We start from the raw sequence: 21,435 nt of genomic DNA, 5'->3' as shown, positions 1-21,435 counted from the left end.
TTTATCGACTAGTATTGATATACGAATAAAACTTGTTTGTATTGAACTATTTTTGATAAGGATTTAAGCAATGAATCTGAATTTAGGGATGCTAAATGCAAGCCAGCGCAAAAAATTGGCTCCTGAAATAGAATCAAAAAATCGAATCGAAGCGATGAATCGAGTGCAAGCCATCATTGAATTTGAATTAGACGGTACCATTATTACCGCTAATGATAATTTCCTTAGTGTCATGGGGTACAAGCTGCAAGATATTGTCGGTAAGCACCATAGTATATTTGTAGACTCTCTCTTTGCTAAGAGTCAGCAGTACAATGATTTTTGGAAGAAGCTTAATCAAGGGCAGCTTGACACTGGAGAATATAAGCGGCTTGGAAAATCGGGCAAGGAAGTCTGGCTTCAAGCCTCTTACAATCCGTTATTGGATGATAAAAAACAGCCTTACAGAATAATGAAAATTGCTACAGATGTGACTCAGCAGAGGTTATTAGAAGCTGATAGAACAGGAGAAATTAGCGCTATAAGAAAATCCTACGCTGTGATTGAATTTAATATGGATGGCACCGTTATCCAAGCCAATGATATTTTTCTCAATGTGATGGGTTACCACTTAGATGAAGTGGAGGGAAAACATCACAGTATGTTTGTTGATTCCGAATTTAGTAAAAGCCAGGAATACAGACTTTTTTGGGAAACGCTTAATCGTGGTGAATTCCAACGTGCGGAGTATAAAAGGTTGGGGAAAGGGGGCAAAGAAGTGTGGATCCAAGCCAGTTATAACCCTATTTTTGATTTGAATGGTAAACCGTTTAAAGTGGTTAAATTTGCCATAGATATAACCGAACAATGTGTAAAGAATGCAGACTTTTCTGGCCAAATTAGTGCAATAAGTAAATCTCAAGCCGTTATAGAATTCAATATGGATGGTTCTATTATTCAAGCGAACGACAATTTTCTCAGTGTAATGGGTTACAGCTTAGATGAAGTACAAGGTCAACGTCACAACATGTTTGTTTCTCCCGAATTTAGCCAAAGCCAAGAATATGCTCTTTTTTGGGAAGCGCTCAATCGCGGTGAATTCAAAAGTGCTGAATATAAAAGGTTGGGTAAAGGCGGTAAAGAAGTGTGGATCCAAGCCACTTATAACCCTATTTTTGATTTAAACGGTAAACCGTTTAAAGTGGTTAAATTTGCCACCGATGTGACAGCGCAAAAACGACAGACTGCCGATTACATCGGACAAATTGATGCCATTGGCAAAGCTCAAGCCGTGATTGAGTTTAATATGGATGGGACGATTCTCGCAGCCAATGACAATTTTCTCAGTGTAATGGGTTACAGCTTAGATGAAGTACAAGGTCAACGTCACAGCATGTTTGTTTCTCCCGAATTTAGCCAAAGCCAAGAATATGCTCTTTTTTGGGAAGCGCTCAATCGCGGTGAATTCAAAAGTGCTGAATATAAAAGGTTGGGTAAAGGCGGCAAAGAAGTGTGGATTCAAGCCAGTTATAACCCTATCTTTGATTTAAATGGTCAACCGTTTAAAGTGGTTAAATTTGCCACCGATGTTACAAAGCAGCGCTTAGTAAATGCTGATTATCTAGGGCAAATAGATGCGATAGGCAAAGCTCAGGCTGTTATTGAGTTTAATATGGATGGGATAATCCTCCAAGCCAATGACAATTTTCTCAGTGTGATGGGTTACAGTTTAGAGGAAGTGCAGGGAAAACATCACAGGATGTTTGTTGATCCACAACTTAGTCAAAGCCGTGAATATACACTTTTCTGGGAAACACTTAATCGAGGCGAATTCCAAACTGCTGAGTATAAAAGGTTGGGGAAAGGGGGCAAAGAAGTGTGGATCCAAGCAAGCTATAACCCTATCTTTGATTTAAATGGTCAACCGTTTAAAGTGGTTAAATTTGCCTCCGATGTTACAGAGCAGCGCTTAGCAAATGCAGATTATTTAGGGCAAATAGATGCAATTGGTAAAGCATTGGCAGTTATTGAGTTTAATATGGATGGGACAATCCTCAAAGCCAATGACAATTTTCTCAGTGTGATGGGTTACAGTTTAGAGGAAGTGCAGGGAAAACATCACAGGATGTTTGTTGATCCTCAACTTAGCCAAAGTCGTGAATATACACTTTTCTGGGAAACACTTAATCGTGGTGAATTTCAAAGCGCTGAGTATAAAAGGTTGGGTAAAGGCGGCAAAGAAGTGTGGATCCAAGCCAGTTATAATCCTATTTTTGACTTGAATGGTAGACCCTTTAAAGTGGTTAAATTTGCTACTGATGTTACTGAGCAACGATTACAGAATGCAGATTATCTTGGGCAAATAGATGCGATAGGCAAATCCCAAGCCGTGATAGAATTTAATATGGATGGTACTATCATCCAAGCCAATGATAATTTCCTTAATGCTATGGGTTACAGGTTAGATGAAATAAAAGGGAAACATCATAGTATGTTTGTTGAAACCGCTTTTAAAGCAAGTACCGAATATCAAGAGTTTTGGAAAAAGCTTAATCGAGGTGAGTTTGATTCAAATGAGTACCAACGTGTAGGTAAAGGCGGTAAGGAAATCTGGATCCAAGCATCCTATAATCCGATTATGGATCTCAATGGACGCCCTGTTAAAGTTGTTAAATATGCCACCGATGTCACCGAACGAAAACAGGCGATTAGTCAAATCAGTAAGGTTATTATTGCTATGTCAAAAGGGGATTTGACAACCACTATTGATACCGTACTGGGTAGTGATTTTAGTGTGCTTGGTAACATCATGAATGATTTACTGGCTAATCTTAACAATATGATAAGTGAAATTCGTGACGTTTCAAACAATGTGTTTGATTCATCAAACGAGCTTGCTCAAGGGAATATTAATTTGAGCCAACGTACTGAAGAGCAAGCAGCAAGCCTTGAGGAAACCTCGACAACAATTGAACAATTAGCGGTAACAGTACAGCAAAATGCTGACAATGCCTCACAAGCGACAACTCTTACTCATGAAGCGATGAATAAAGCCAGTAAGGGTGGAGTCGTTGTTGAGAATGCAGTAACAGCCATGGAAGAAATCGAAACTTCAAGTAAAAAAATCTCTGACATCATTAGCGTGATTGATGAAATAGCATTCCAAACAAATCTTTTGGCACTTAATGCTGCCGTTGAAGCTGCACGAGCTGGTGAGCAAGGAAGAGGTTTTGCAGTCGTTGCAGCCGAAGTTAGAAACCTCTCGCAGCGTAGCGCTTCAGCTGCGAAAGAGATTAAAGCTTTGATCAATGAGAGTGTTGGTGCTGTTGCTAAAGGCTGTAAATTAGTGGGTAATACAGGGGCAACATTTTCTGAATTAATACATGCTGTTCAAAATGTGGTGACGATGATTTCTAATATAGACAGCGCCAGTAAAGAGCAAGCGTTAGGCATTAATGAAGTGAGTATCGCTCTGGCACAAATAGATGACATTACTCAGCAAAATGCTGCATTAGTGGAGGAGTCAACGGCATCAAGTCAAGCAATAGAGATGCAGGCTAAAGCACTGCTGAACCACGTGGCATTTTTTACCACACATGATACCTCAAGCCGAAAGTGATCTATTAGGATAGCCGAATAAGACAGTAATTGAGAGAACGGTGACTGTCTTTTTGGTGAGGGTAAATACTGAAGTGCCGCAACTCAATATTGTCGTTTGAAAAACCTCACCTGAATAATTAGCTTTCACTTGGATCATGATCGAAGGTACGTCCTTGACGACCTTTATTTTCACATGCTTGATGACCAAATTTAGCTTCTGTAAATACAGATTGAGCAGGAGACTCACTTTGGCTATACCCTCGCTCTGCTTGTGACTGCTGAAAGCGAGCCAATTGTTTTTTCATAAAGAGACGGCCAAATAGACTCAGAAAAATAAAGCTGATTGCACCGAATAAAAGTACAAAAGGCAGCGCAATTAAGGTCAATGTGATCACAGCGATCCCAATGGCAAATGTCATCCAGCTTCTGCTGCCGGAGAATCTAGTTTGAAAAGGTGATTGTTGAAATTGACTATAAATCATAAGAACTCCAAAAGATTAACTGATCTCTAGTTTGCATAATTATTAATCTAAGATCACGTTAATTTCAGTTAACCTCAGGGATCACCTCTTTTAATCCTAATTTTGTCAAATTAAATCTTATTCGTTTCCAGTTAGATTTTTTATGTTTCTAAATAGTTTCATTCATTATTCATTATTCATCATTCATCATTCATCATTCATCATTCATCATTCATCATTCATCATTCATCATTCATCATTCATCATTCATCATTCATCATTCATTAGCTTTGCATATTAGGTTGTATTGGATGGTTATTTTGTCGAAAGCATTTATGTGATTATGCATTGTGGTCGCTTTAACTATAGATAATGCCACGTATGCCAAATTTAGGGTTATAGGGGAGTTAACTGCCTATGACTTACCCTTAATTCCGATTTGTAGTAGAGAAATTATGAAAGCTTATTCGTTGAAGAAAAAAATTCTATTTTCCGTTGTTATCGCACTGTCATTAGTGACGGTTTTACTTTCGTGGCGAAGCTATTCAAGTCAAAAATTATTATTAGAGCAGACGAGCTTAGAGCAAGTACAACGATTAGGTAAACAGCAAGCTCACAATATTCAGCAATGGTTCTTAGCCCGTACAAACATGATAAAAGCCTTAGCAGCTCAGACATTAGATGCGCCTGTGGGTCCTCTTAAGCAGGCATTGGTTTCTGGTGATTTTGAGTTGACCTACTTTGGTGCAAGTGACGGTGTGATGCATGATTCCGATCCCAGTATTAACCGTGACGGCTATGATCCCCGTCGTCGTGGTTGGTATCAAGAAGCAATGGCAAAAAAAGGATTCATTATCACTAAACCGTATATCGATGTTACGTATAATATCGTTGTGGTGACCCTGGCACAGCCAACAACAGGAGGAGTTGTTGGTGCAGATGTTTCGATTGCTGGCTTAGTTAATGATATCAAGCTTATGCAGTTACCTGCAAATGGCTATGCTGTAATGATGCACAAGGATGGGACTGTCATAGCATACAAAGATGCGAGTAAATCCATGCGTCCTGGCTATGAAATAGACAATGACTTAACGCTTAATTTGCCTGTTCGAAATGCTGCTAGTAAACGCTTCATTTCTGCTTATTTTGAAAGTGAAGGTCGTGATAAATTACTTTGGGCGGTTAATATTCCAGATACCGATTGGGAGCTGTTGTTGGTGTTGGATGAGCAAAGCTTAGCCGCGCCGTTATCGTCACTGTTACTGACCCAATTAGGCTTATCTTTGATTATTTTGATTGCCAGTGTATTGGCCATTTCAGCCTTGATGAACATTTTATTTGGACCATTAACCAAGGTGTCGCAAGCCTTGGCAGATATTGCTGACGGCAGTGGCGATCTGACGCGCAGAATAGACATTGAAAGTCGAGATGAAGTGGGGGTGTTGGCTGAAAATTTTAATCGTTTTGTCGACAGTCAGCATCAATTAGTGAGCCATATTCGTCAGCTAGCGAATGAATTGGATGCTGATGCAGAGCGAAGTTTGGATACTAATCAGCTTGCTGTACAGGAATTACAGCGACAGCAGCAAGAGGTCACTATGGTTGCTACTGCGGTAACTGAGATGGCGTGCGCAACCCAAGAAATAGCCACCAATGCAGAAAATACAGCAACGGCGGCGCAGCAATCTTCATTAAGCAGTGATCTTGGGCGTAATCAGGTAGATCAAACGCGTCATTCTATTAACTCTTTGGCGAGTGAGGTGACGTTGGCAACAGACGTTATTGGGGATTTGAGTCAACATGCTAAGTCGATCTCAGGTATTTTATCAACCATACAAGGGATTGCAGAACAAACGAATTTATTAGCACTTAATGCTGCAATTGAAGCCGCAAGGGCAGGTGAGCAGGGCCGTGGTTTTGCTGTGGTAGCAGATGAAGTACGGGTTTTATCACGTCGAACTCAAGATTCAACCCAAGAGATCCATACGACGATAGAGACTTTGCAACAAATGACGGCTCGAGCAGTACTATTGATGCAAACAAGTCAGGAGTTAGCCAGTAATAGTGTCAGTGATGCTGATGAAGCTGCGCTTGCGTTAGAAGAGATCACTCAGGCAGTGTCGCTTATTTCAGATATGGCGGGTCAAATAGCGACAGCCGCTGAGGAGCAAACTCAAGTGACCAGTGAGATCACACAAAATACCATCGCGATTAAAGATGTCACTGATGACATTACCAGCTCTGCAATGGATACCTTAGCCCATGCGCAGCAGCTTAAACAGCGTGCGAATGATCTTAACGCACAGGTAGCCACTTTTATTTTGTAAATAATAGGGTGAGGTACGTCTGTTATTGGGCGTTCATAACCTATTACCTACCCTTTTACTTCTATTTTTATTAGAGAAATTATGAAAGACTATTCGTTGAAGAAAAAAATTCTATTTTCCGTTGTTATCGCACTTTCATTAGTGACGGTTTTACTTTCGTGGCGAAGCTATTCGAGCCAAAAATTATTATTAGAGCAGACGAGCTTAGAGCAAGTACAACGATTAGCAGATCAGCAGGCTCACAATATCCAGCAATGGTTTATTGCTCGTAAAAACATGATAAAGGCCTTAGCTGCCCAGACATTAGATGCGCCTGTGGGTCCTCTCAAGCAGGCATTAGTCTCAGGCGATTTTGAGTTGACCTATTTTGGTACAAGTGACGGTGTGATGCATGATTCCGATCCTAGCATTAACCGTGACGGCTATGATCCGCGTAGTCGTGGTTGGTATCAAGAAGCGATGACAAAGCAAGACATCATTGTCACTAAGCCTTATATTGATGTTGCATATAACATTGTTGTCGTGACCTTGGCGCAGCCAATGATGGGTGGGGTTATCGGCGGTGACATTTCTATTACTGGTTTAGTTGATGATATTAATGGTATGGCTTTGCCTGCGAATGGTTACGCTGTGATGATGCACAAGGATGGGACTGTAATTGCCTATAAAGATCCGAGTAAATCCATGCGTCCTGGCTATGAAATAGACAATGATTTAACGCTTAATTTACCTGTTCGAAATGCTGCTAGCAAACGTTTCATTTCTGCTTATTTTGAAAATGAAGGTCGTGATAAATTACTTTGGGCGGTTAATATTCCAGATACCGATTGGGAGCTATTGTTGGTATTGGACGAGCAAACCTTAGCCGCGCCATTATCGTCACTGTTGTTGACCCAATTAGGCTTATCGCTGATTATTTTGATTGCCAGTGTATTGGCCATTTCAGCCTTGATGAACATTTTATTTGGGCCGTTAACTAAGGTATCGCAAGCCTTAGCTGATATTGCTGACGGCAGTGGCGATCTGACGCGTAGAATAGACATTGAAAGCCGAGATGAAGTGGGGGTGTTGGCTGAAAGCTTTAATCGTTTTGTCGATAGCCAACATCAATTAGTGAGCCATATTCGTCAGCTAGCGAGTGAATTGGATGCCGATGCAGAGCGAAGTTTGGATACTAATCAGCTTGCTGTACAGGAATTACAGCGGCAGCAGCAAGAGGTCACTATGGTTGCTACCGCGGTAACTGAGATGGCGTGCGCAACCCAAGAAATAGCCACCAATGCAGAAAACACAGCAACGGCGGCGCAGCAATCTTCATTAAGCAGTGATCTTGGGCGTAATCAGGTAGATCAAACGCGTCATTCTATTAACTCTTTGGCGAGTGAGGTGACGTTGGCAACAGACGTTATTGGGGATTTGAGTCAACATGCTAAGTCGATCTCAGGTATTTTATCAACCATACAAGGGATTGCAGAACAAACGAATTTATTAGCACTTAATGCTGCAATTGAAGCCGCAAGGGCAGGTGAGCAGGGCCGTGGTTTTGCTGTGGTAGCAGATGAAGTACGGGTTTTATCACGTCGAACTCAAGATTCAACTCAAGAGATCCATACGACGATAGAGACTTTGCAGCAAATGACGGCTCGAGCAGTACTATTGATGCAAACAAGTCAGGAGTTAGCCAGTAATAGTGTCAGTGATGCTGATGAAGCTGCGCTTGCGTTAGAAGAGATCACTCAGGCAGTGTCGCTTATTTCAGATATGGCGGGTCAAATAGCGACAGCCGCTGAGGAGCAAACTCAAGTGACCAGTGAGATCACACAAAATACCATCGCGATTAAAGATGTCACTGATGATATTACCAGCTCAGCAATGGATACCTTAGCCCATGCGCAGCAGCTTAAACAGCGTGCGAATGATCTTAACGCACAGGTAGCCACTTTTATTTTGTAGCTACTGGGTGGAGAGTGTTATTGGAATGATTTTTTGATTAATCTAACCACCACTATACCCAAGTGTCGCGATAGCGAACCCTGCATTTTTCGTCACTTGGGTATAAATGCATCTGCCACTGTCTTGCATATGGTTTTTCTTACCCATTGATGTCCTGGTTCCTCAGTGTTTCTTTCATGCCACAACAACACATAGGCTAAAGGAATAAATTCAAATGGCAGTGGTACTGCTACGAGGGGATATAGCTTTCTTGCATGTCGAGCGAAGCTGGAAGGTAAAGTGAAAATGAGATCGCTATGGGCACAGACACTTGCAGCACCATAGAAATCTGGCACTGTGGTGCTTAAGCGGCGCCGATGACCAAGATTGGCAAGATAGTAATCTAATGCCCACCAATCATTACCTTCACAACGTACCTGTACATGAGACATCTCAAGATAAACCTTAATATCCCACTGACCTGAATTGACAGCAGTAATAATAGGGTGATTTTCTCTCACTAGGCATATCTGATGATCGGTAAACAAGGTTTTATGGGCGATACCAGTGGGTAAGTTATCTATTTGAAGATCTGATTGGGGCTGTAGGTCTCTGCCTGATATTCCGAAATCAATCTGACCTTTTTGAAGTGCTGTCATGGATTGCTCCATCCACACATAGGTGTCCAATTTGAGGTTGGGTGCATTGTTAAGGATAGGGCCGAGGAAATAGGGCAACAAAGTCTCATAAGCGCTTTCGACCATGGCAAATGAAAACTGGCGGTTACTGGTTAGAGGTTCGAAGCTAGGAGGCCGAGTGAGTTGATAGAAATCATGTAGTAAATTGGGCAACTTATGACCAAGTTGCATGGCATGTGCAGTTGGCTTCAGACCATGGGAAGTGCGAATAAAAAGAGGATCCCCTAAGGTATCTCGTAGGCGATTAAGGCTCTTACTTAAGGCTGATTGACTAAGATGAAGTCGACTGGCTGCACGAGTGACACTGAGTTCTTCAAGTAAAACTTGCAAGATAACAAGTAGGTTAAGGTCGATTTTGGCCAGATTATCTAAATTCATTAGATATTCCTTAAAGGAAATTCATTTCTGAAATTATACCATTTCTGTTCATAACATGGTTGAGCTAAAATAGGCTTATTGAATTTGTGCCATCTAGAGAGAAGTCATGCGTCGTCAGTTGTTACCTATTTTAATGTCTATGGTTGTGTTAAGCCCTTTAGCCATTGATATTTATTTGCCCTCCATGCCAACGATGGCAGCTGAGTTCTCTGTGTCTGCCAGTGATATACAGTCAACTTTGGTGCTTTTTTTGTTTGCTATGGGGGTTGGCCAGATAGTGATAGGACCTTTAGCCGATCGTGTTGGACGTCGCCCCACAGCCCTCGGTGGTATTTTGTTTTATATCGTGAGTAGCATACTGGCAGCTGTCGCCATTGAGTTTCATTGGTTACAGTTTGCAAGGGTTCTGCAGGGGCTGGCTGCGTGTGCAACGTCTATTGTGGTCTTTAGCGCTATTCGAGATAGTTTTACACCTAAAGAGAGTGCCCGCTATTATAGCTATATTAATGGCGTTATCTGTGTGATCCCAGCGTTAGCGCCAACTTTGGGTGGTTTGTTAGCATTACAGTTTGGCTGGCGTTCGACTTTTGTGTTCATGACACTTTATGCCGTAGTCATGATGATTTTAGTGGGTTATCGTTTACCAGAGACTCGTCCAGACAACACAGTAACAACAGGGCCTCTCTACCATTGGTCACGTTATAAACCAATTCTTGTTGAGCCACATTTTGTATTTTATGCCTTGTGCTGTATGGCTGGAATGGCGTCAATATTAAGCTATGTATCATATGCTCCAGTCTGGCTTATTGATCACTTAGGGGTATCAGAATTAACGTTTAGTGGTCTATTTGGGCTTAATGCGGTAGTGAACATTACTGCCTGTTTTGTGGCTCCTATCGTAATAAATAAATTGGGTAATCGTCCAACGGTAATATTGGCACTGGTGAGTATCCTCATGTCGGCCTTGATACAAGTGTTATTACAGGGAGTGGGGCCGACACAAGGTTTAGCTGCAGCATTTAGCTTTATGTTACCTATGATGTTGCTTTGCATTGGTTTTGCACTTTTACTCGGGCCTGCAACGAGCATGGCATTAGCCGCCTTCGGTGAGCGTGCGGGTACAGCGGCGGCGATATTGGGTTGTATTCAGATGAGTGGTGCCTCATTACTGGCAGGTTTAGTGCAGCAAACTGATCTGAGTGCACCCTATGCAGTTGCATTAGTGATGGGCGTTTTGAGCATAGGCTTATTGATTATCATTTCTATGCCGCGTTTTTGTCATTGGCATCAAGAGCACTACGCTCATTAAGTGTTGCAACTTAGGTTTTGTTTATTGGGTTTGATGACCTGATGTTACACCCTTTGCCCGCTAACTGCTAACCACAGAAGGCGGGCTTTTTTTAGTAAAAAATAAGCAGAATGCACAGCAGTGATTTGAGGTAAACTCAATACTTAAATCACTGTGTAAGAGAATCTTGTGGCTCGTTCTATTTGCCCTAAATGTCATTACCCTTTCAGCGCTTGCTTGTGCTCAAGCATTATACCGATGAAGATTTCGACAGAACTGCTTGTGCTACAAGATCCCAATGAAGTCGGCCACGCTAAAAATAGTGTACGCTTGATGGAGTTGGTGATCCCTGAAACTCGTGTTTATGTTGGTGAGGTGCCGAATGATTTTATATCATTGCGCAAGTATCTTAAACGCTGCTCTAAGCCCATTTATCTCGTTTATCCGTCGGATACGAGTGTCGATGTTGCCGAGGCTAAATTTGATGAGCCCCCAGTGTTATTGTTTCTAGATGGAACTTGGCGAAAAGCTTATAAATTGCTGCAACTCAACCCTTGGTTGCAAGATTATCCTGCATTGCATTTAGAGTTAACATCGGCATCAAACTATAAGATACGCAAGGCCAGTAGAACTGACAGCTTATCGACCTTGGAAGCGGCCGCTATGATGCTGAAAACTATCGAACCAGACCTGAAGATAACCCCATTAACCCAAGCGCTTGATGCTATGGTTCAGCAGCGTATTAGCTCAATGCCTGCTGCAGTGAGAAAGCGCTATGAGTAATGATGATTTTTTTGTGATAATCATTTTTTAAGCAAAAATGAGGAGATAAAAATGGGATTTTCAGGGCATAGATTAACGATTAAATTTTTATCAGTGGTTATTTTTTTAGGCTGGCTCTATTCCACTGCTTTACTGGCTGAGGAAGGAGTAAGTAAAGCAGTGACTGCCACTGCAGGTAAGCAGTTTGAAATAACTGAGTTAGAACAGTTACAAAAAGCCCGTGATGCTGCTGGTGAGACACAAGAACGTGAAAATAAAATTTTAAAAAATCAAGGAGCGGGTGATTGGGAATTAGAGCAGAAAGAGAAGACACAAAAACAGTTTAATGAGCGAGGATCTCGAGAAGATAAATATCTTAGGGAAGCCAAAGAAGCTGCAACTCAAAAACACAAAATACCCAAATCTTAGCGGTTATTTAGGTTTTTTTACCTTTCGAGATTGAATTTTGCTCAATCTCAATGGATATAATTTAAGGCGTTGGGGAATGAGGGTAATGAGTTAAGCAAAAAGCCTGCAACACAGCAATAAAGCCATTGAAATGAGTCTTAAGGCAAGCTTTGTTGGCCCTTGCTACTGGGTTGTCACTTGTTTGTGTAGAATAACGAGGCTACACAAGTTCTGTTTTGTATAAAAGATCAACTGACCTTAATAGAGGTAGAAAACATTTTGAGCCGATGCCCTTTATGTGAGTGTGATGTTTTATCTTATTTTTACCAAGATAAAAAGCGAGTTTATTTGAGGTGCCTAAATTGCCAGCTAGTGACAGTGCCTAACGCATATTTTTTATCTGTGGAAGAAGAAAAAACCACGTACGATCAGCATCGAAATGAACCAGATGACAGTCGATATCGGCATTTTTTGGGGAAAGCGGTTTATCCTTTATTGGCTCAACTTCCTGCTAAAGCTGTAGGGTTAGATTTCGGTTGTGGCTCAGGTCCTACAATTAGTATTATGGCGGCAGAAGCTGGTTTTTTTATGCAGAATTTTGATTTGTACTATCATAATGTGCCTGAAAATTTAGCATGCCGTTATGATTTTATCACTATGACGGAGGTGATAGAGCATATTGCGGATCCGCACGCATTGTTAAAGCGTCTTGATTCTTTACTTAATGACAGTTCTATTTTAGCGATTATGACCAAATGGGTCGTAGCGCGGCCATTGTTTGGCCAGTGGTATTACAAAGATGATCCGACTCATATTTGCTTTTATGCTCTTGAAACCTTTGAGTGGATAGCGCTGTATTTTGGTTGGCGATTAGAGGTCATTGACTCTGATGTCATTTTTTTTCATAAGCGAATATAGTGTTAGTCAGCAGCTTTTTTGTGGCAAAGCTAAAACTCATCTGCATTTGCTTACAAAGTTATCCCCTTCTTTAGCTTGATTTTATCCATGACATACTTTCTTATAGTGTTTTGAATTTTAATCGGTATCAGATTCAAACATAATAACAATGAATAAGGGATAGTAAATGGGCAGCAGATTAATAAGGCTGATGATGACGGGGTTATTATTAGCTTCGCCAGTCACGCAAGCGACGGAGGCAAAGGATATATCCAGCTTCACCCTAAATAATGGTATGAAAATAATGGTGTTGGAAGATGATTCGATCCCCAATGCTAATATGTATTTATTTTGGAAAGTGGGTTCACGGAATGAAGTGCCTGGGATCACGGGGATTTCTCACTTTTTTGAACATATGATGTTTAATGGTTCTGCTAAATATGCGCCAAAAATGTTTGATCGCACCATGGAAGCGGCAGGTGGTGCTAATAATGCCTATACCACAGAAGATCTTACCGTCTACACCGATTGGTTTCCTTCAAATGCAATCGAGACCATATTTGATCTTGAGGCCGACAGAATTGCTTACTTAGATATTGATCCCAAAATGGTTGACAGTGAACGTGGTGTTGTTGCATCTGAGCGCACAACCGGATTGGAGAATTCTAATTGGAGAACGCTTGAAGAAGAGTTAAAGGGAGCAGCATTTAGGGCTCATCCCTATAGTTGGTCTGTGATTGGTCATGAATCAGATATTGCTGCATGGACATTAGATGACTTAGTTCAATATCATAAAACATATTATGCCCCTAACAATGCGGTTGTTGTGATTGCTGGTGATGTTAAGTTGGCAGAAGTGAAAAGGTTAGCTGATCAATATTTTGCTCCTATTCCAGCTCAAGCACCACCAAAAGAGGTCAGAACGGTTGAGCCGCAGCAAAAAGGTGAACGTAGAGTTTTTGTACAAAAAACATCGGCGAGTACCCCTAATGTGATGTTGGCTTATCATGTTCCGGCGACATCTGATGCAGATTATTATGCGTTAGATCTTTTATCTTCAGTATTGTCGGCGGGCAATAGTTCTCGTCTTTATCAAGGATTAGTTGAAAAGCAGTTAGCCTTAGAAGTTGAAACTTATCTGCCAATGACTTTTGATCCTAACCTCCTGTATGTTATGGGAGTGGCGAGTCCAGGGGTGACAGCTAAAGAATTAGAACTTAGTTTGTTGAATGAGATAAATAGAATTGCTCGTGATGGCGTGACAGAGCAAGAGCTTGAGAAGGTCAAAAATATTAAACTAATGGATTTTTATCATTCGATGGAGACCATTAACGGCAAGGCTAATATTATCGGCACCTATGAACTCTATTTTGGTAGTGTCGATAAACTTTTTAGTGCACCACAAGCGTATGACAAAGTGACTCCAGCGGATGTGCAACGTGTCGCACAAACTTACCTAGGCCGTGCTAATCGCACCGTTGCTGTTTTAGCCGCCACAGAGGAAGCTGATAAATGAATACGTTAATTCAATTCTTTAGTCGTTCAAATAAGTTGATTGCAGCAGTGACCTTAGCGTGTACATTGGTGTTATCGGCGTGTGTGCATACGGTTCCAAGTCAGCCTGATAAGACTAGTATTTTTGCTATTCCTGATTATGAGAAGTATGTATTAGCAAATGGCTTAACATTTTATTTGATGCCGCAAAAAGAAGTGCCATTGATAACAGTCAATGCTGTTGTAAGAGTGGGATCTGTTAATGATACTGCCGCAGGAGTGGCTGGTATGACAGTAAAAAGTTTGTTATTAGGGGCTAATGGAAAAAGTAAAACTGAGATAGAACTTATGGTTGATTCCCTTGGTGCTTCTATCTACACCGATGCTGGGAAAGAGGGGAGTTACTTAGGTGCTGACTTTATGGTCAAAGACAGTGATGTGATGTTACCTTTAGTTCAGAGTCTCCTTTTGTCTCCGAGTTTTGATGAGGTAGAATTTGCTAAACTGCGTCAACGCGAGATAGCTGGACTTGCTCAAGCTAAGGAAAGCCCACGTTCAGTGATCAGTCATTATTTTGATAAATTGATATTTGGGCAACATCCCTACGGCAATAGCAGCTCGGGTAACCGTCTTTCTCTCGCTGAGATTAATGTCTCTCAACTGAAAAATTTTTATGATCGTTATTATCAACCGTCGAATACCGCAATCACCTTAGTCGGTGATTTTGATGTGGCTCAGATGAAATCTCGTTTGGATAAACTTTTTGGTCAGTGGAACAATGCCGATCCGATTGTTAAAGTCGAGCTTAAGTCGACGCAACCAGCACTGTCTACAAGTCATGTGTTGTTAGTCAATAAAAGCGACGCGATAGAAACAACCTTGCTTATCGGTGGTAAAGGGATCGCCAGAGATAACCCTGATTATGTTAGTTTGACAGTGATCAATACTATCCTAGGAGGCAGATTTACTTCATGGCTTAATGACGAACTTAGGGTAAATGCAGGCTTAACCTACGGAGCGCGTTCAGGTTTTATTCCTTATGCTGAAGGTGGTGTTTTTAGGATCAGTACTTTCACTAAGTCTGAGACAACCAAAGAAACCATTGATTTGGCCTTAAAAACTTATGCTCGATTGTGGGAAAAAGGAATTGATCAGGCAACCTTGGATTCGGCTAAAGCTTATGTAAAGGGGCAATTTCCTCCTCAGTTTGAAACGAATGGACAGTTGGCCAGTTTATTGTCTGATATGTACCTCTATCGGTTTGATGATCGTTTTATCAATGAGTTTCAATCGAACGTAAACAATTTGAATTTAGTAGAAGCTAAACGATTAATTAGAGAGTATTTTCCTCAGAAAAATCTTCAATTCGTACTCATTGGTAATGCGGATAAAATCGCGACACTTGCCGCTGGCTATGGTGAGGTGACCCAGGTCGATATTAAGCAAGTTGGATTCGGAAAATAATCTTTTTTGAATATACTTGATTGATGTCTGTTGACGATATCAAAGGCTTAAGGATTAACGTTAAGCCTTTTGATATTTTATTGTTTCTTGATCCTAGCGATCCTTTCCTTTTGACCTTGCTGTTCTACACTTTATTCAAAGATCTGAAGCATTGGAGAAAGTCGTGGTCACAAAGAGTTCAGATAGTCTGTTTAAAAACATGCAGGCATATGAAAATAATGATGCTGTTGATTGGTGTCATATTCGAGAAAGTATAAAAGTATTGATACTTGCGATGGCACAAATAGAGCTGTCATTAAGTGATGGTGAGCATAACGTGACTAATTTAGGGGCATTGTTTACGGATATGGCTGAACATCTGGGTGAGGTGAACCGTTTTTTGTCTCTGCATAGTGATACGCCAGATAAGGTGCTTGAGCATGGTGCTTTTTTGGCTAACTCTGTCAATGAAGGTGTGGTGGCATTTCAGTTTTATGATCGTATTTCACAGCGCCTGCAACATGTGATCATGGGATTGGCGTTGATGGAAGATGTGCTAAGCAATCAAGAACAAAGAGGTTCTCCTGATGCCTGGGAAAAGTTAAGAGAGGGTATTCAGGAAAGTTATTCTCTTGACTGTGAAAGGCAGATGTTCGATCTTCTGCTAAAAGGTATGCCGATTCATGAAGCGTTGAAATTGTATAAACAGGAGCATCAAAACGAAAATTCCACAGAAGATAATACAGAATTGTTTTAAATATGTGACGCTTTTTAGTCTTTTATTTCCGCATACTATATGGGCTGATGAAGCTGATTTTACTGAGTTTTGTGTTGGGTTAGCCGGTCAATGGCAAGGGAGTTCTGCTAAGCTAAAACAAAAACCTAAGCATACTTATGTTGATGCTATTTGTTCAGCAGATAAGCGCCAGTTGATTTTGTCTGTGAGCGCTAATGTTAAAGGTCTGCAGAGTGAAACTTGGTGGTTCCGATTTCGAACTAACAATATTCATTTGATTTATTTTGATGGTGTTGATGAAGATAAAACACAAGAGTTTAGTCTTTATAATCATAAGGGAAGTTATTCATTATTGGGAGAGGGAGAGTTGAATAGCCGTCCCGCACTTATTCAACTTAGATTTGATCTTAAAAAGAATGGTTGGTTATGGTTGCAAAATATACAATACTTAGATGATGATACCGACGGTTATCTTTTCTATAGAGGTATCGAGATGATACCTCTTATCAATTGATATAAAGTACCTTAATATTACAGTTTCTTGCATTAGCTTAGTATTTTTATTACGATACCGCCCCTTCAAACTCTAACTGTCTCCATGCTTCGTAGCTGATAATCGCGACCGCATTTGATAGGTTTAAACTTCTGCTGCTTGGCATCATTGGAATTTTAAGTCGTTGGTTTGTTGGTAATGACTCAATTATTTCAATGGGTAGCCCACGAGTTTCTGGACCGAAGAGTAATACATCTTCAGTTTCAAAATGCAGTTCGCTATGGAGACGACTTCCTTTGGTGGTACAAGCCATAATACGTTTGCCATTCATGGCTTCTAAAAAACTGTTAAAGTTTTTATGGCGAGTCACTCGAGTGAGGTCATTGTAATCTAGGCCTGCACGTCTTAACTTTTTTTCTTCGAGATCAAAACCTAACGGTTCGATTAAGTGTAACTGGCAACCGTTGTTAGCGCAGAGGCGAATAATGTTACCAGTATTGGGAGCTATTTCTGGCTCATAAAGTGCGATATGGAACATGCGATTGTGCCTAATAAATAGTGGGCCGTGATTATACTGTAAAACTTGATATCGTGAAACACTGGGCCAGTGTTCGGGAGGATCGGCTGAGTGCGTTCAATATATTATACTGTGTTGGTCTTCATAGGGTTATTTTTTAGGTAGAGTGATGCATATGTGCAGTCCATGTGGCGTTCTATTCTTAGCGGTAATGCTCCCTTTGTGTGCCAATACTGCGGCTTCGGCGATAGCCAACCCTAATCCCCATCCACCAGATTCGCGTTCGCGCGCACTTTGAGGTCGATAGAAAGGTTTGAAAATAGCTTTAAGATCATGGTCGTGTTCTATACCAGGGCCATCGTCAATAATATTAATACTCACTTTATGAGTAGTTTCAATGGCTTCAATTGAGACGCCAGTGCTTGAATAGCGGATCGCATTTCTAAGCAGGTTTTCTATTGCTCTGGATAATGGTCTAGGATAATGAGGTAGTTCTATTTCTTCATCAATATTGATGGTCAGTTTTTTCTGTTGTTGTTCTGCTTCAAATTCAGCATCATCTAATACTTGGCCTAATGTTTCCGCTAGCCCTAAGTGTCGTTTACTTTCGTTGACATTAAGTTTGACCTTGGATAATTCAAGCAGCTCTGCAATCATTTGCTCAAGTTGCTCAGCTTCGTAGCCTATACGATCTATTTCAGTGGACTCATGGCCTTTTTTACGCGATAGCGCTAATGCGAGTTGTAGGCGTGTTAAAGGGGTACGGAGTTCGTGGGAAATATCACTAATCAACCTTTGTTGGTTATTGAGCATATTTTCTACAGAGTCAGCCATACTATTGAATGCTTGAGCGAGTTGACCAATTTCATCTTTTCGTTTGATAGTTGCTTTATCTACCCTGCTGGTTAAGTCGCCATTGGCGAGAGCATCTGCACTCAGTTTCAATGTACGTAATGGTTTACCAAGGTGCCAGGCAAGTAAGCCACACAGCAAACCAGATAAAGTTATGGCCAGACTTAAAGTGAGTAGTTTATTTTCTGCTAAGAAGAAGAACCAAGGCCGGCGGTGGTGATCGGCAAATCGTCCATATAGAGAGTATTGCTTTCCTGCAGCTTCAAAATTGTAAGGGCCAAATAATAGCTCGTTTTTAAACTGGTGACTGATAGGTTGATTAGCTTCTTCAGCCATCAACATGAATCTTCTCATGCCCCGAGAAATGTTGTCCTTATTGAGGACAAGCCCTTGATCGTTGACTATGTAGATAATAATGGGTTTGCCTTTGAAGTCACGACGATGAGTAAGATGTTTGAGATTATGAGTGTTAAGCAGTTCAGGCGAATCACTAATACGACTGCCAAATCTGACTAGCAGGTCCTTTAAATGAGGAGGAAGAGGGCCGCGATCGTGATTCTGTTGCAATAAAGGCAGCAAGCCCACCGCAGTAATAATGACAGAGCTACAGAGCCAAAAACTCAGTAATAACTTTATAAAAATCCGGTTAGGGATTTTTTTAGGCGATATTATGGAAGCCAAATGTAGCCTTTCCCTCTAATGGTTTTGACTCTGGGTCGGCCATCTGTACGTTCGGGGAGCTTTTTTCGTAAATTTGAAAGGTGCATGTCTAAACTGCGATCAAAAGGCATCAATTTTTTACCTAATACATTTTCACTTAAGGTGTCTTTGCTGATAAGTTCGCCACTGTTTTGTAGCATTTCGAAGAGGAGTCCGAATTCTGTACCAGTTAAAATGAGCAGAACTTCCTGACAGTATACCTCTTGTCTACTCGGATCGAGCTTTAAATCACCATATTCATGTATATTAGTTTGCATTTCATCAAGTTGAATATTGGTCCGTCTAATAATAGCCCTAATACGAGCAACGAGTTCTCTGTCATTAAAAGGTTTTGGGAGGTAATCGTCAGCGCCTATCTCTAAGCCTACAACGCGATCAATTTCATCACCTCTAGCCGTTAACATAAGCACTGGAGTTTGCTTCTTGGTTCTTAATGCTTTTAATACTTCGAATCCATTAAGCTTAGGTAGCATGACATCAAGTAATATGAGATCGAACTTATGTTCAAGGGCTAATGCTAAGCCTGCTTCCCCATCATGGGCTAATGCCAATTTATAGCCTTCAAGCTCTAAAAGCTGAGCTAATAATTCAGATAAGCCTAAATCATCATCAATTAATAAAATATGGTTCATTTTTACGTTGCTCCTAACCAGCATACCCACAGAATGAGTATACCTCTTTAGATGTCAATTGCAGTTTATCAATGTAAGTCTAGGTAAAGATGCTTATGTCTATTTTGCGTATTGACTAAGGCAGTATATTTACAGTGTTTTACCAAATTGAAACCCTAGCTTACATTGGACTCGCTAAACTAGGTTCTGAAAATGGCGAGAGAGTCTCTCCTTTAAATTGATAAGGCTAGGATGATGAAAAAGAATACCTTCAAGGCAGGATTGCTTGCCATAGTGGCGAGTATGGCATTAACTGCACCAGCAGTGTATGCCGGAGATGATACTTATGAGCAAGTGTGTCATATGAAACATGATCGTATGGGTCACCATGGTGATATACGTAAGATGTTTAAAGGTTTAGATTTGACTGATGGGCAAAAATTAGAGATTAAGGGGTTAATTAAAAATCAAATGTTATCGATGAAAGATAATCGACCATCTCATGATGAACGTGTGGAGCATAAAGCTAAGCTGTTAGCTTTAATCAGCGGAGAAGATTTTGATGAAGAACAAGCTAAAATGCTAGTTGTTCATCGACAGCAGAATCAACAGTCAAAAGCGGTGGCAATGTTAAAAGTTCAGAATGAGGTTTATCAATTGTTAACGGCAGAGCAGAAAGAGAAATTTCATCAAAAATTTCAAAAAAGTCGCCCGGATCATAGAGAAGGTGAAATTGAAAATTAATGGGCGGCTTTCAAGATTATTTGAGATATAATTAGGATCATCTTCTTCCCCTGCTATCTTAAGTAGAAGCTAGTAGTAATGTGGTCCTATGATTCAAACTTCCCAATACGATTTTTGGGTCAAGCTAGCTAGTCGCGCTGCGTTGGTGACTGCTTTGACCCTTATTATTATAAAAATGGCAGCTTGGATGTATTCAGGCTCAGCAAGTATGTTGGCATCGCTAACGGATTCGTTTGCTGATGGCTTAGCCTCACTTGTTAATTTTGTCGCTATTCGATATGCGATTGTTCCGGCAGATCATGATCACCGCTATGGTCATGGTAAAGCTGAACCTTTAGCAGCATTAGCTCAATCTGCATTTATTCTTGGCTCAGCTTGCTTATTACTATTCCATGGTAGTGAACGACTGATTAACCCTGCTCCGATTAATCATGCCATATTAGGTATAATAGTCTCTGTTATTGCAATAATACTGACTTTCGCATTAGTACTGTTACAAAAAAAAGCAGTTGCTGTGACATCAAGCACAGTGATAGAGGCTGATGCATTACACTATAAGTCAGATCTTTTTCTTAATGCAGCGGTGCTTTTAGCATTAGTACTTGCACAATATGGCTGGTGGTGGGCTGATGGTCTCTTTGCCATTCTCATTGCGATTTTTATTGGGCAGCAAGCATTACAGTTAGGCTATTGTTCCATACAGTCATTATTAGATAGGGAATTAGGTAATGATGTTCGTTTAAAAATCGTCGCAATAGCAGAAGAAGACCCACAGGTTAGAGGGATACATGATTTGAGAACGCGTGCATCAGGTAAGACGACCTTTATTCAATGCCATCTAGAGATAGATGGCTCTTTAAGTTTAAGAGAGTCGCATGCGATTGCTGAAAAAACAGCAGCAAGGATCCGATCTGCATTTGATCATGCTGAAGTTATCATCCATCAAGATCCTGTCTAAACAGTATGATTATCAACCTATTATTTACGTTTTGTGGATAAGTTAGGGGGTAAGTAGTGAGTATGATGTGGCTAACGATGCTATTGCAAAAAACATCATATTTAAGTGAAAAAAGCGCTTGTACTCTGCGGTGATAT

Annotated in this window: 18 protein-coding genes; 13 read left to right on the top strand and 5 right to left on the bottom strand. The window is 40.8% G+C overall.

The window, feature by feature from the left end:
- Positions 1–70: 70 nt before the first annotated feature.
- Positions 71–3,598, top strand: coding sequence for a methyl-accepting chemotaxis protein (locus HQQ94_RS21295; RefSeq protein WP_173296297.1), 3,528 nt, complete (start codon positions 71–73; stop codon positions 3,596–3,598).
- 118 nt (positions 3,599–3,716) lie between these two features.
- Here the strand turns inward: HQQ94_RS21295 and HQQ94_RS21290 are convergent, their stop codons facing one another.
- A complete protein-coding gene (locus tag HQQ94_RS21290; protein WP_173296296.1) occupies positions 3,717–4,061 on the bottom strand; it encodes a hypothetical protein in 345 nt (114 codons plus the stop codon).
- Between the two features lie 434 nt (positions 4,062–4,495).
- Between HQQ94_RS21290 and HQQ94_RS21285 the strand changes: the two genes are divergently transcribed.
- Both HQQ94_RS21285 and HQQ94_RS21280 read left to right on the top strand, forming a co-directional pair.
- Positions 4,496–6,367: a methyl-accepting chemotaxis protein gene (locus HQQ94_RS21285; protein ID WP_173296295.1), complete on the top strand. Its 1,872-nt coding sequence runs from the start codon at positions 4,496–4,498 to the stop codon at positions 6,365–6,367.
- Between the two features lie 81 nt (positions 6,368–6,448).
- Positions 6,449–8,320 (top strand): methyl-accepting chemotaxis protein, encoded by a 1,872-nt coding sequence (locus tag HQQ94_RS21280; RefSeq protein WP_173296294.1) that lies wholly within the window; start codon positions 6,449–6,451, stop codon positions 8,318–8,320.
- A gap of 92 nt (positions 8,321–8,412) precedes the next feature.
- On the opposite strand, the gene HQQ94_RS21275 is transcribed toward HQQ94_RS21280, so the two are convergent.
- Entirely contained in the window at positions 8,413–9,375 is a 963-nt protein-coding gene (locus HQQ94_RS21275) for a LysR family transcriptional regulator (protein ID WP_173296293.1), read from the bottom strand.
- 106 nt (positions 9,376–9,481) lie between these two features.
- On the opposite strand from HQQ94_RS21275, the gene HQQ94_RS21270 reads away from it, so the two are divergent.
- From HQQ94_RS21270 to HQQ94_RS21235, 8 genes are all read left to right on the top strand, one after another.
- Positions 9,482–10,684, top strand: a complete 1,203-nt coding sequence (locus HQQ94_RS21270) for a multidrug effflux MFS transporter (RefSeq protein ID WP_173296292.1) — start codon at positions 9,482–9,484, stop codon at positions 10,682–10,684.
- 168 nt (positions 10,685–10,852) lie between these two features.
- Positions 10,853–11,446: a tRNA-uridine aminocarboxypropyltransferase gene (locus HQQ94_RS21265; RefSeq protein WP_173296291.1), complete on the top strand. Its 594-nt coding sequence runs from the start codon at positions 10,853–10,855 to the stop codon at positions 11,444–11,446.
- Positions 11,447–11,497: 51 nt separating this feature from the next.
- Complete coding sequence (locus HQQ94_RS21260; RefSeq protein WP_173296290.1) at positions 11,498–11,854, top strand: hypothetical protein; 357 nt, start codon at positions 11,498–11,500, stop codon at positions 11,852–11,854.
- Positions 11,855–12,112: 258 nt separating this feature from the next.
- Positions 12,113–12,751 carry a class I SAM-dependent methyltransferase gene (locus HQQ94_RS21255; protein WP_173296289.1) on the top strand — a complete coding sequence of 213 codons (639 nt, stop codon included), beginning with the start codon at positions 12,113–12,115 and terminating at the stop codon, positions 12,749–12,751.
- Positions 12,752–12,917: 166 nt separating this feature from the next.
- Entirely contained in the window at positions 12,918–14,246 is a 1,329-nt protein-coding gene (locus HQQ94_RS21250) for a pitrilysin family protein (RefSeq protein WP_173296288.1), read from the top strand.
- Positions 14,243–15,688, top strand: a complete 1,446-nt coding sequence (locus tag HQQ94_RS21245) for a pitrilysin family protein (protein WP_173296287.1) — start codon at positions 14,243–14,245, stop codon at positions 15,686–15,688. The genes HQQ94_RS21250 and HQQ94_RS21245 overlap by 4 nt, the downstream gene beginning before the upstream one ends.
- A 163-nt stretch (positions 15,689–15,851) precedes the next feature.
- Positions 15,852–16,424, top strand: coding sequence for a hypothetical protein (locus tag HQQ94_RS21240; protein WP_309247264.1), 573 nt, complete (start codon positions 15,852–15,854; stop codon positions 16,422–16,424).
- A 4-nt stretch (positions 16,425–16,428) separates the two neighbouring features.
- Positions 16,429–16,917 (top strand): hypothetical protein, encoded by a 489-nt coding sequence (locus HQQ94_RS21235; protein WP_254304119.1) that lies wholly within the window; start codon positions 16,429–16,431, stop codon positions 16,915–16,917.
- Positions 16,918–16,966: 49 nt separating this feature from the next.
- On the opposite strand, the gene trmL is transcribed toward HQQ94_RS21235, so the two are convergent.
- The 3 genes from trmL to HQQ94_RS21220 all read right to left on the bottom strand — a co-directional run bounded on the left by trmL (position 16,967) and on the right by HQQ94_RS21220 (position 19,617).
- On the bottom strand, positions 16,967–17,434 hold the full coding sequence (gene trmL, locus HQQ94_RS21230; protein WP_173296286.1) for a tRNA (uridine(34)/cytosine(34)/5-carboxymethylaminomethyluridine(34)-2'-O)-methyltransferase TrmL: 468 nt from the start codon (positions 17,432–17,434) through the stop codon (positions 16,967–16,969).
- 129 nt (positions 17,435–17,563) lie between these two features.
- Complete coding sequence (locus tag HQQ94_RS21225; protein WP_173296285.1) at positions 17,564–18,946, bottom strand: ATP-binding protein; 1,383 nt, start codon at positions 18,944–18,946, stop codon at positions 17,564–17,566.
- Positions 18,934–19,617: a response regulator gene (locus HQQ94_RS21220; protein WP_173296284.1), complete on the bottom strand. Its 684-nt coding sequence runs from the start codon at positions 19,615–19,617 to the stop codon at positions 18,934–18,936. The genes HQQ94_RS21225 and HQQ94_RS21220 overlap by 13 nt, the downstream gene beginning before the upstream one ends.
- A 234-nt stretch (positions 19,618–19,851) precedes the next feature.
- Between HQQ94_RS21220 and HQQ94_RS21215 the strand changes: the two genes are divergently transcribed.
- Together HQQ94_RS21215 and HQQ94_RS21210 are read left to right on the top strand one after the other, a co-directional pair.
- Complete coding sequence (locus HQQ94_RS21215; RefSeq protein ID WP_173296283.1) at positions 19,852–20,340, top strand: Spy/CpxP family protein refolding chaperone; 489 nt, start codon at positions 19,852–19,854, stop codon at positions 20,338–20,340.
- Between the two features lie 88 nt (positions 20,341–20,428).
- Positions 20,429–21,298 (top strand): cation diffusion facilitator family transporter, encoded by an 870-nt coding sequence (locus HQQ94_RS21210; protein ID WP_173296282.1) that lies wholly within the window; start codon positions 20,429–20,431, stop codon positions 21,296–21,298.
- Positions 21,299–21,435 lie beyond the last annotated feature (137 nt).

The organism is Shewanella sp. VB17 (assembly GCF_013248905.1).
Classification (GTDB): Bacteria; Pseudomonadota; Gammaproteobacteria; order Enterobacterales; family Shewanellaceae; genus Shewanella.
Note: the sequence above shows the minus strand (reverse complement) of the source record. Positions and strands in the feature narration are given on the sequence as shown.

Bases quoted from the DNA above. Each gene is read 5' to 3' on its own strand.
- HQQ94_RS21220 (WP_173296284.1), bottom strand. From the start codon at position 19,617: ATGAACCATATTTTATTAATTGATGATGATTTAGGCTTATCTGAATTA.
- HQQ94_RS21275 (WP_173296293.1), bottom strand. From the start codon at position 9,375: ATGAATTTAGATAATCTGGCCAAAATCGACCTTAACCTACTTGTTATC.
- HQQ94_RS21285 (WP_173296295.1), top strand. From the start codon at position 4,496: ATGAAAGCTTATTCGTTGAAGAAAAAAATTCTATTTTCCGTTGTTATC.
- HQQ94_RS21245 (WP_173296287.1), top strand. From the start codon at position 14,243: ATGAATACGTTAATTCAATTCTTTAGTCGTTCAAATAAGTTGATTGCA.
- HQQ94_RS21295 (WP_173296297.1), top strand. From the start codon at position 71: ATGAATCTGAATTTAGGGATGCTAAATGCAAGCCAGCGCAAAAAATTG.
- HQQ94_RS21280 (WP_173296294.1), top strand. From the start codon at position 6,449: ATGAAAGACTATTCGTTGAAGAAAAAAATTCTATTTTCCGTTGTTATC.
- HQQ94_RS21290 (WP_173296296.1), bottom strand. From the start codon at position 4,061: ATGATTTATAGTCAATTTCAACAATCACCTTTTCAAACTAGATTCTCC.
- HQQ94_RS21210 (WP_173296282.1), top strand. From the start codon at position 20,429: ATGATTCAAACTTCCCAATACGATTTTTGGGTCAAGCTAGCTAGTCGC.
- trmL (WP_173296286.1), bottom strand. From the start codon at position 17,434: ATGTTCCATATCGCACTTTATGAGCCAGAAATAGCTCCCAATACTGGT.
- HQQ94_RS21215 (WP_173296283.1), top strand. From the start codon at position 19,852: ATGAAAAAGAATACCTTCAAGGCAGGATTGCTTGCCATAGTGGCGAGT.
- HQQ94_RS21270 (WP_173296292.1), top strand. From the start codon at position 9,482: ATGCGTCGTCAGTTGTTACCTATTTTAATGTCTATGGTTGTGTTAAGC.
- HQQ94_RS21260 (WP_173296290.1), top strand. From the start codon at position 11,498: ATGGGATTTTCAGGGCATAGATTAACGATTAAATTTTTATCAGTGGTT.
- HQQ94_RS21250 (WP_173296288.1), top strand. From the start codon at position 12,918: ATGGGCAGCAGATTAATAAGGCTGATGATGACGGGGTTATTATTAGCT.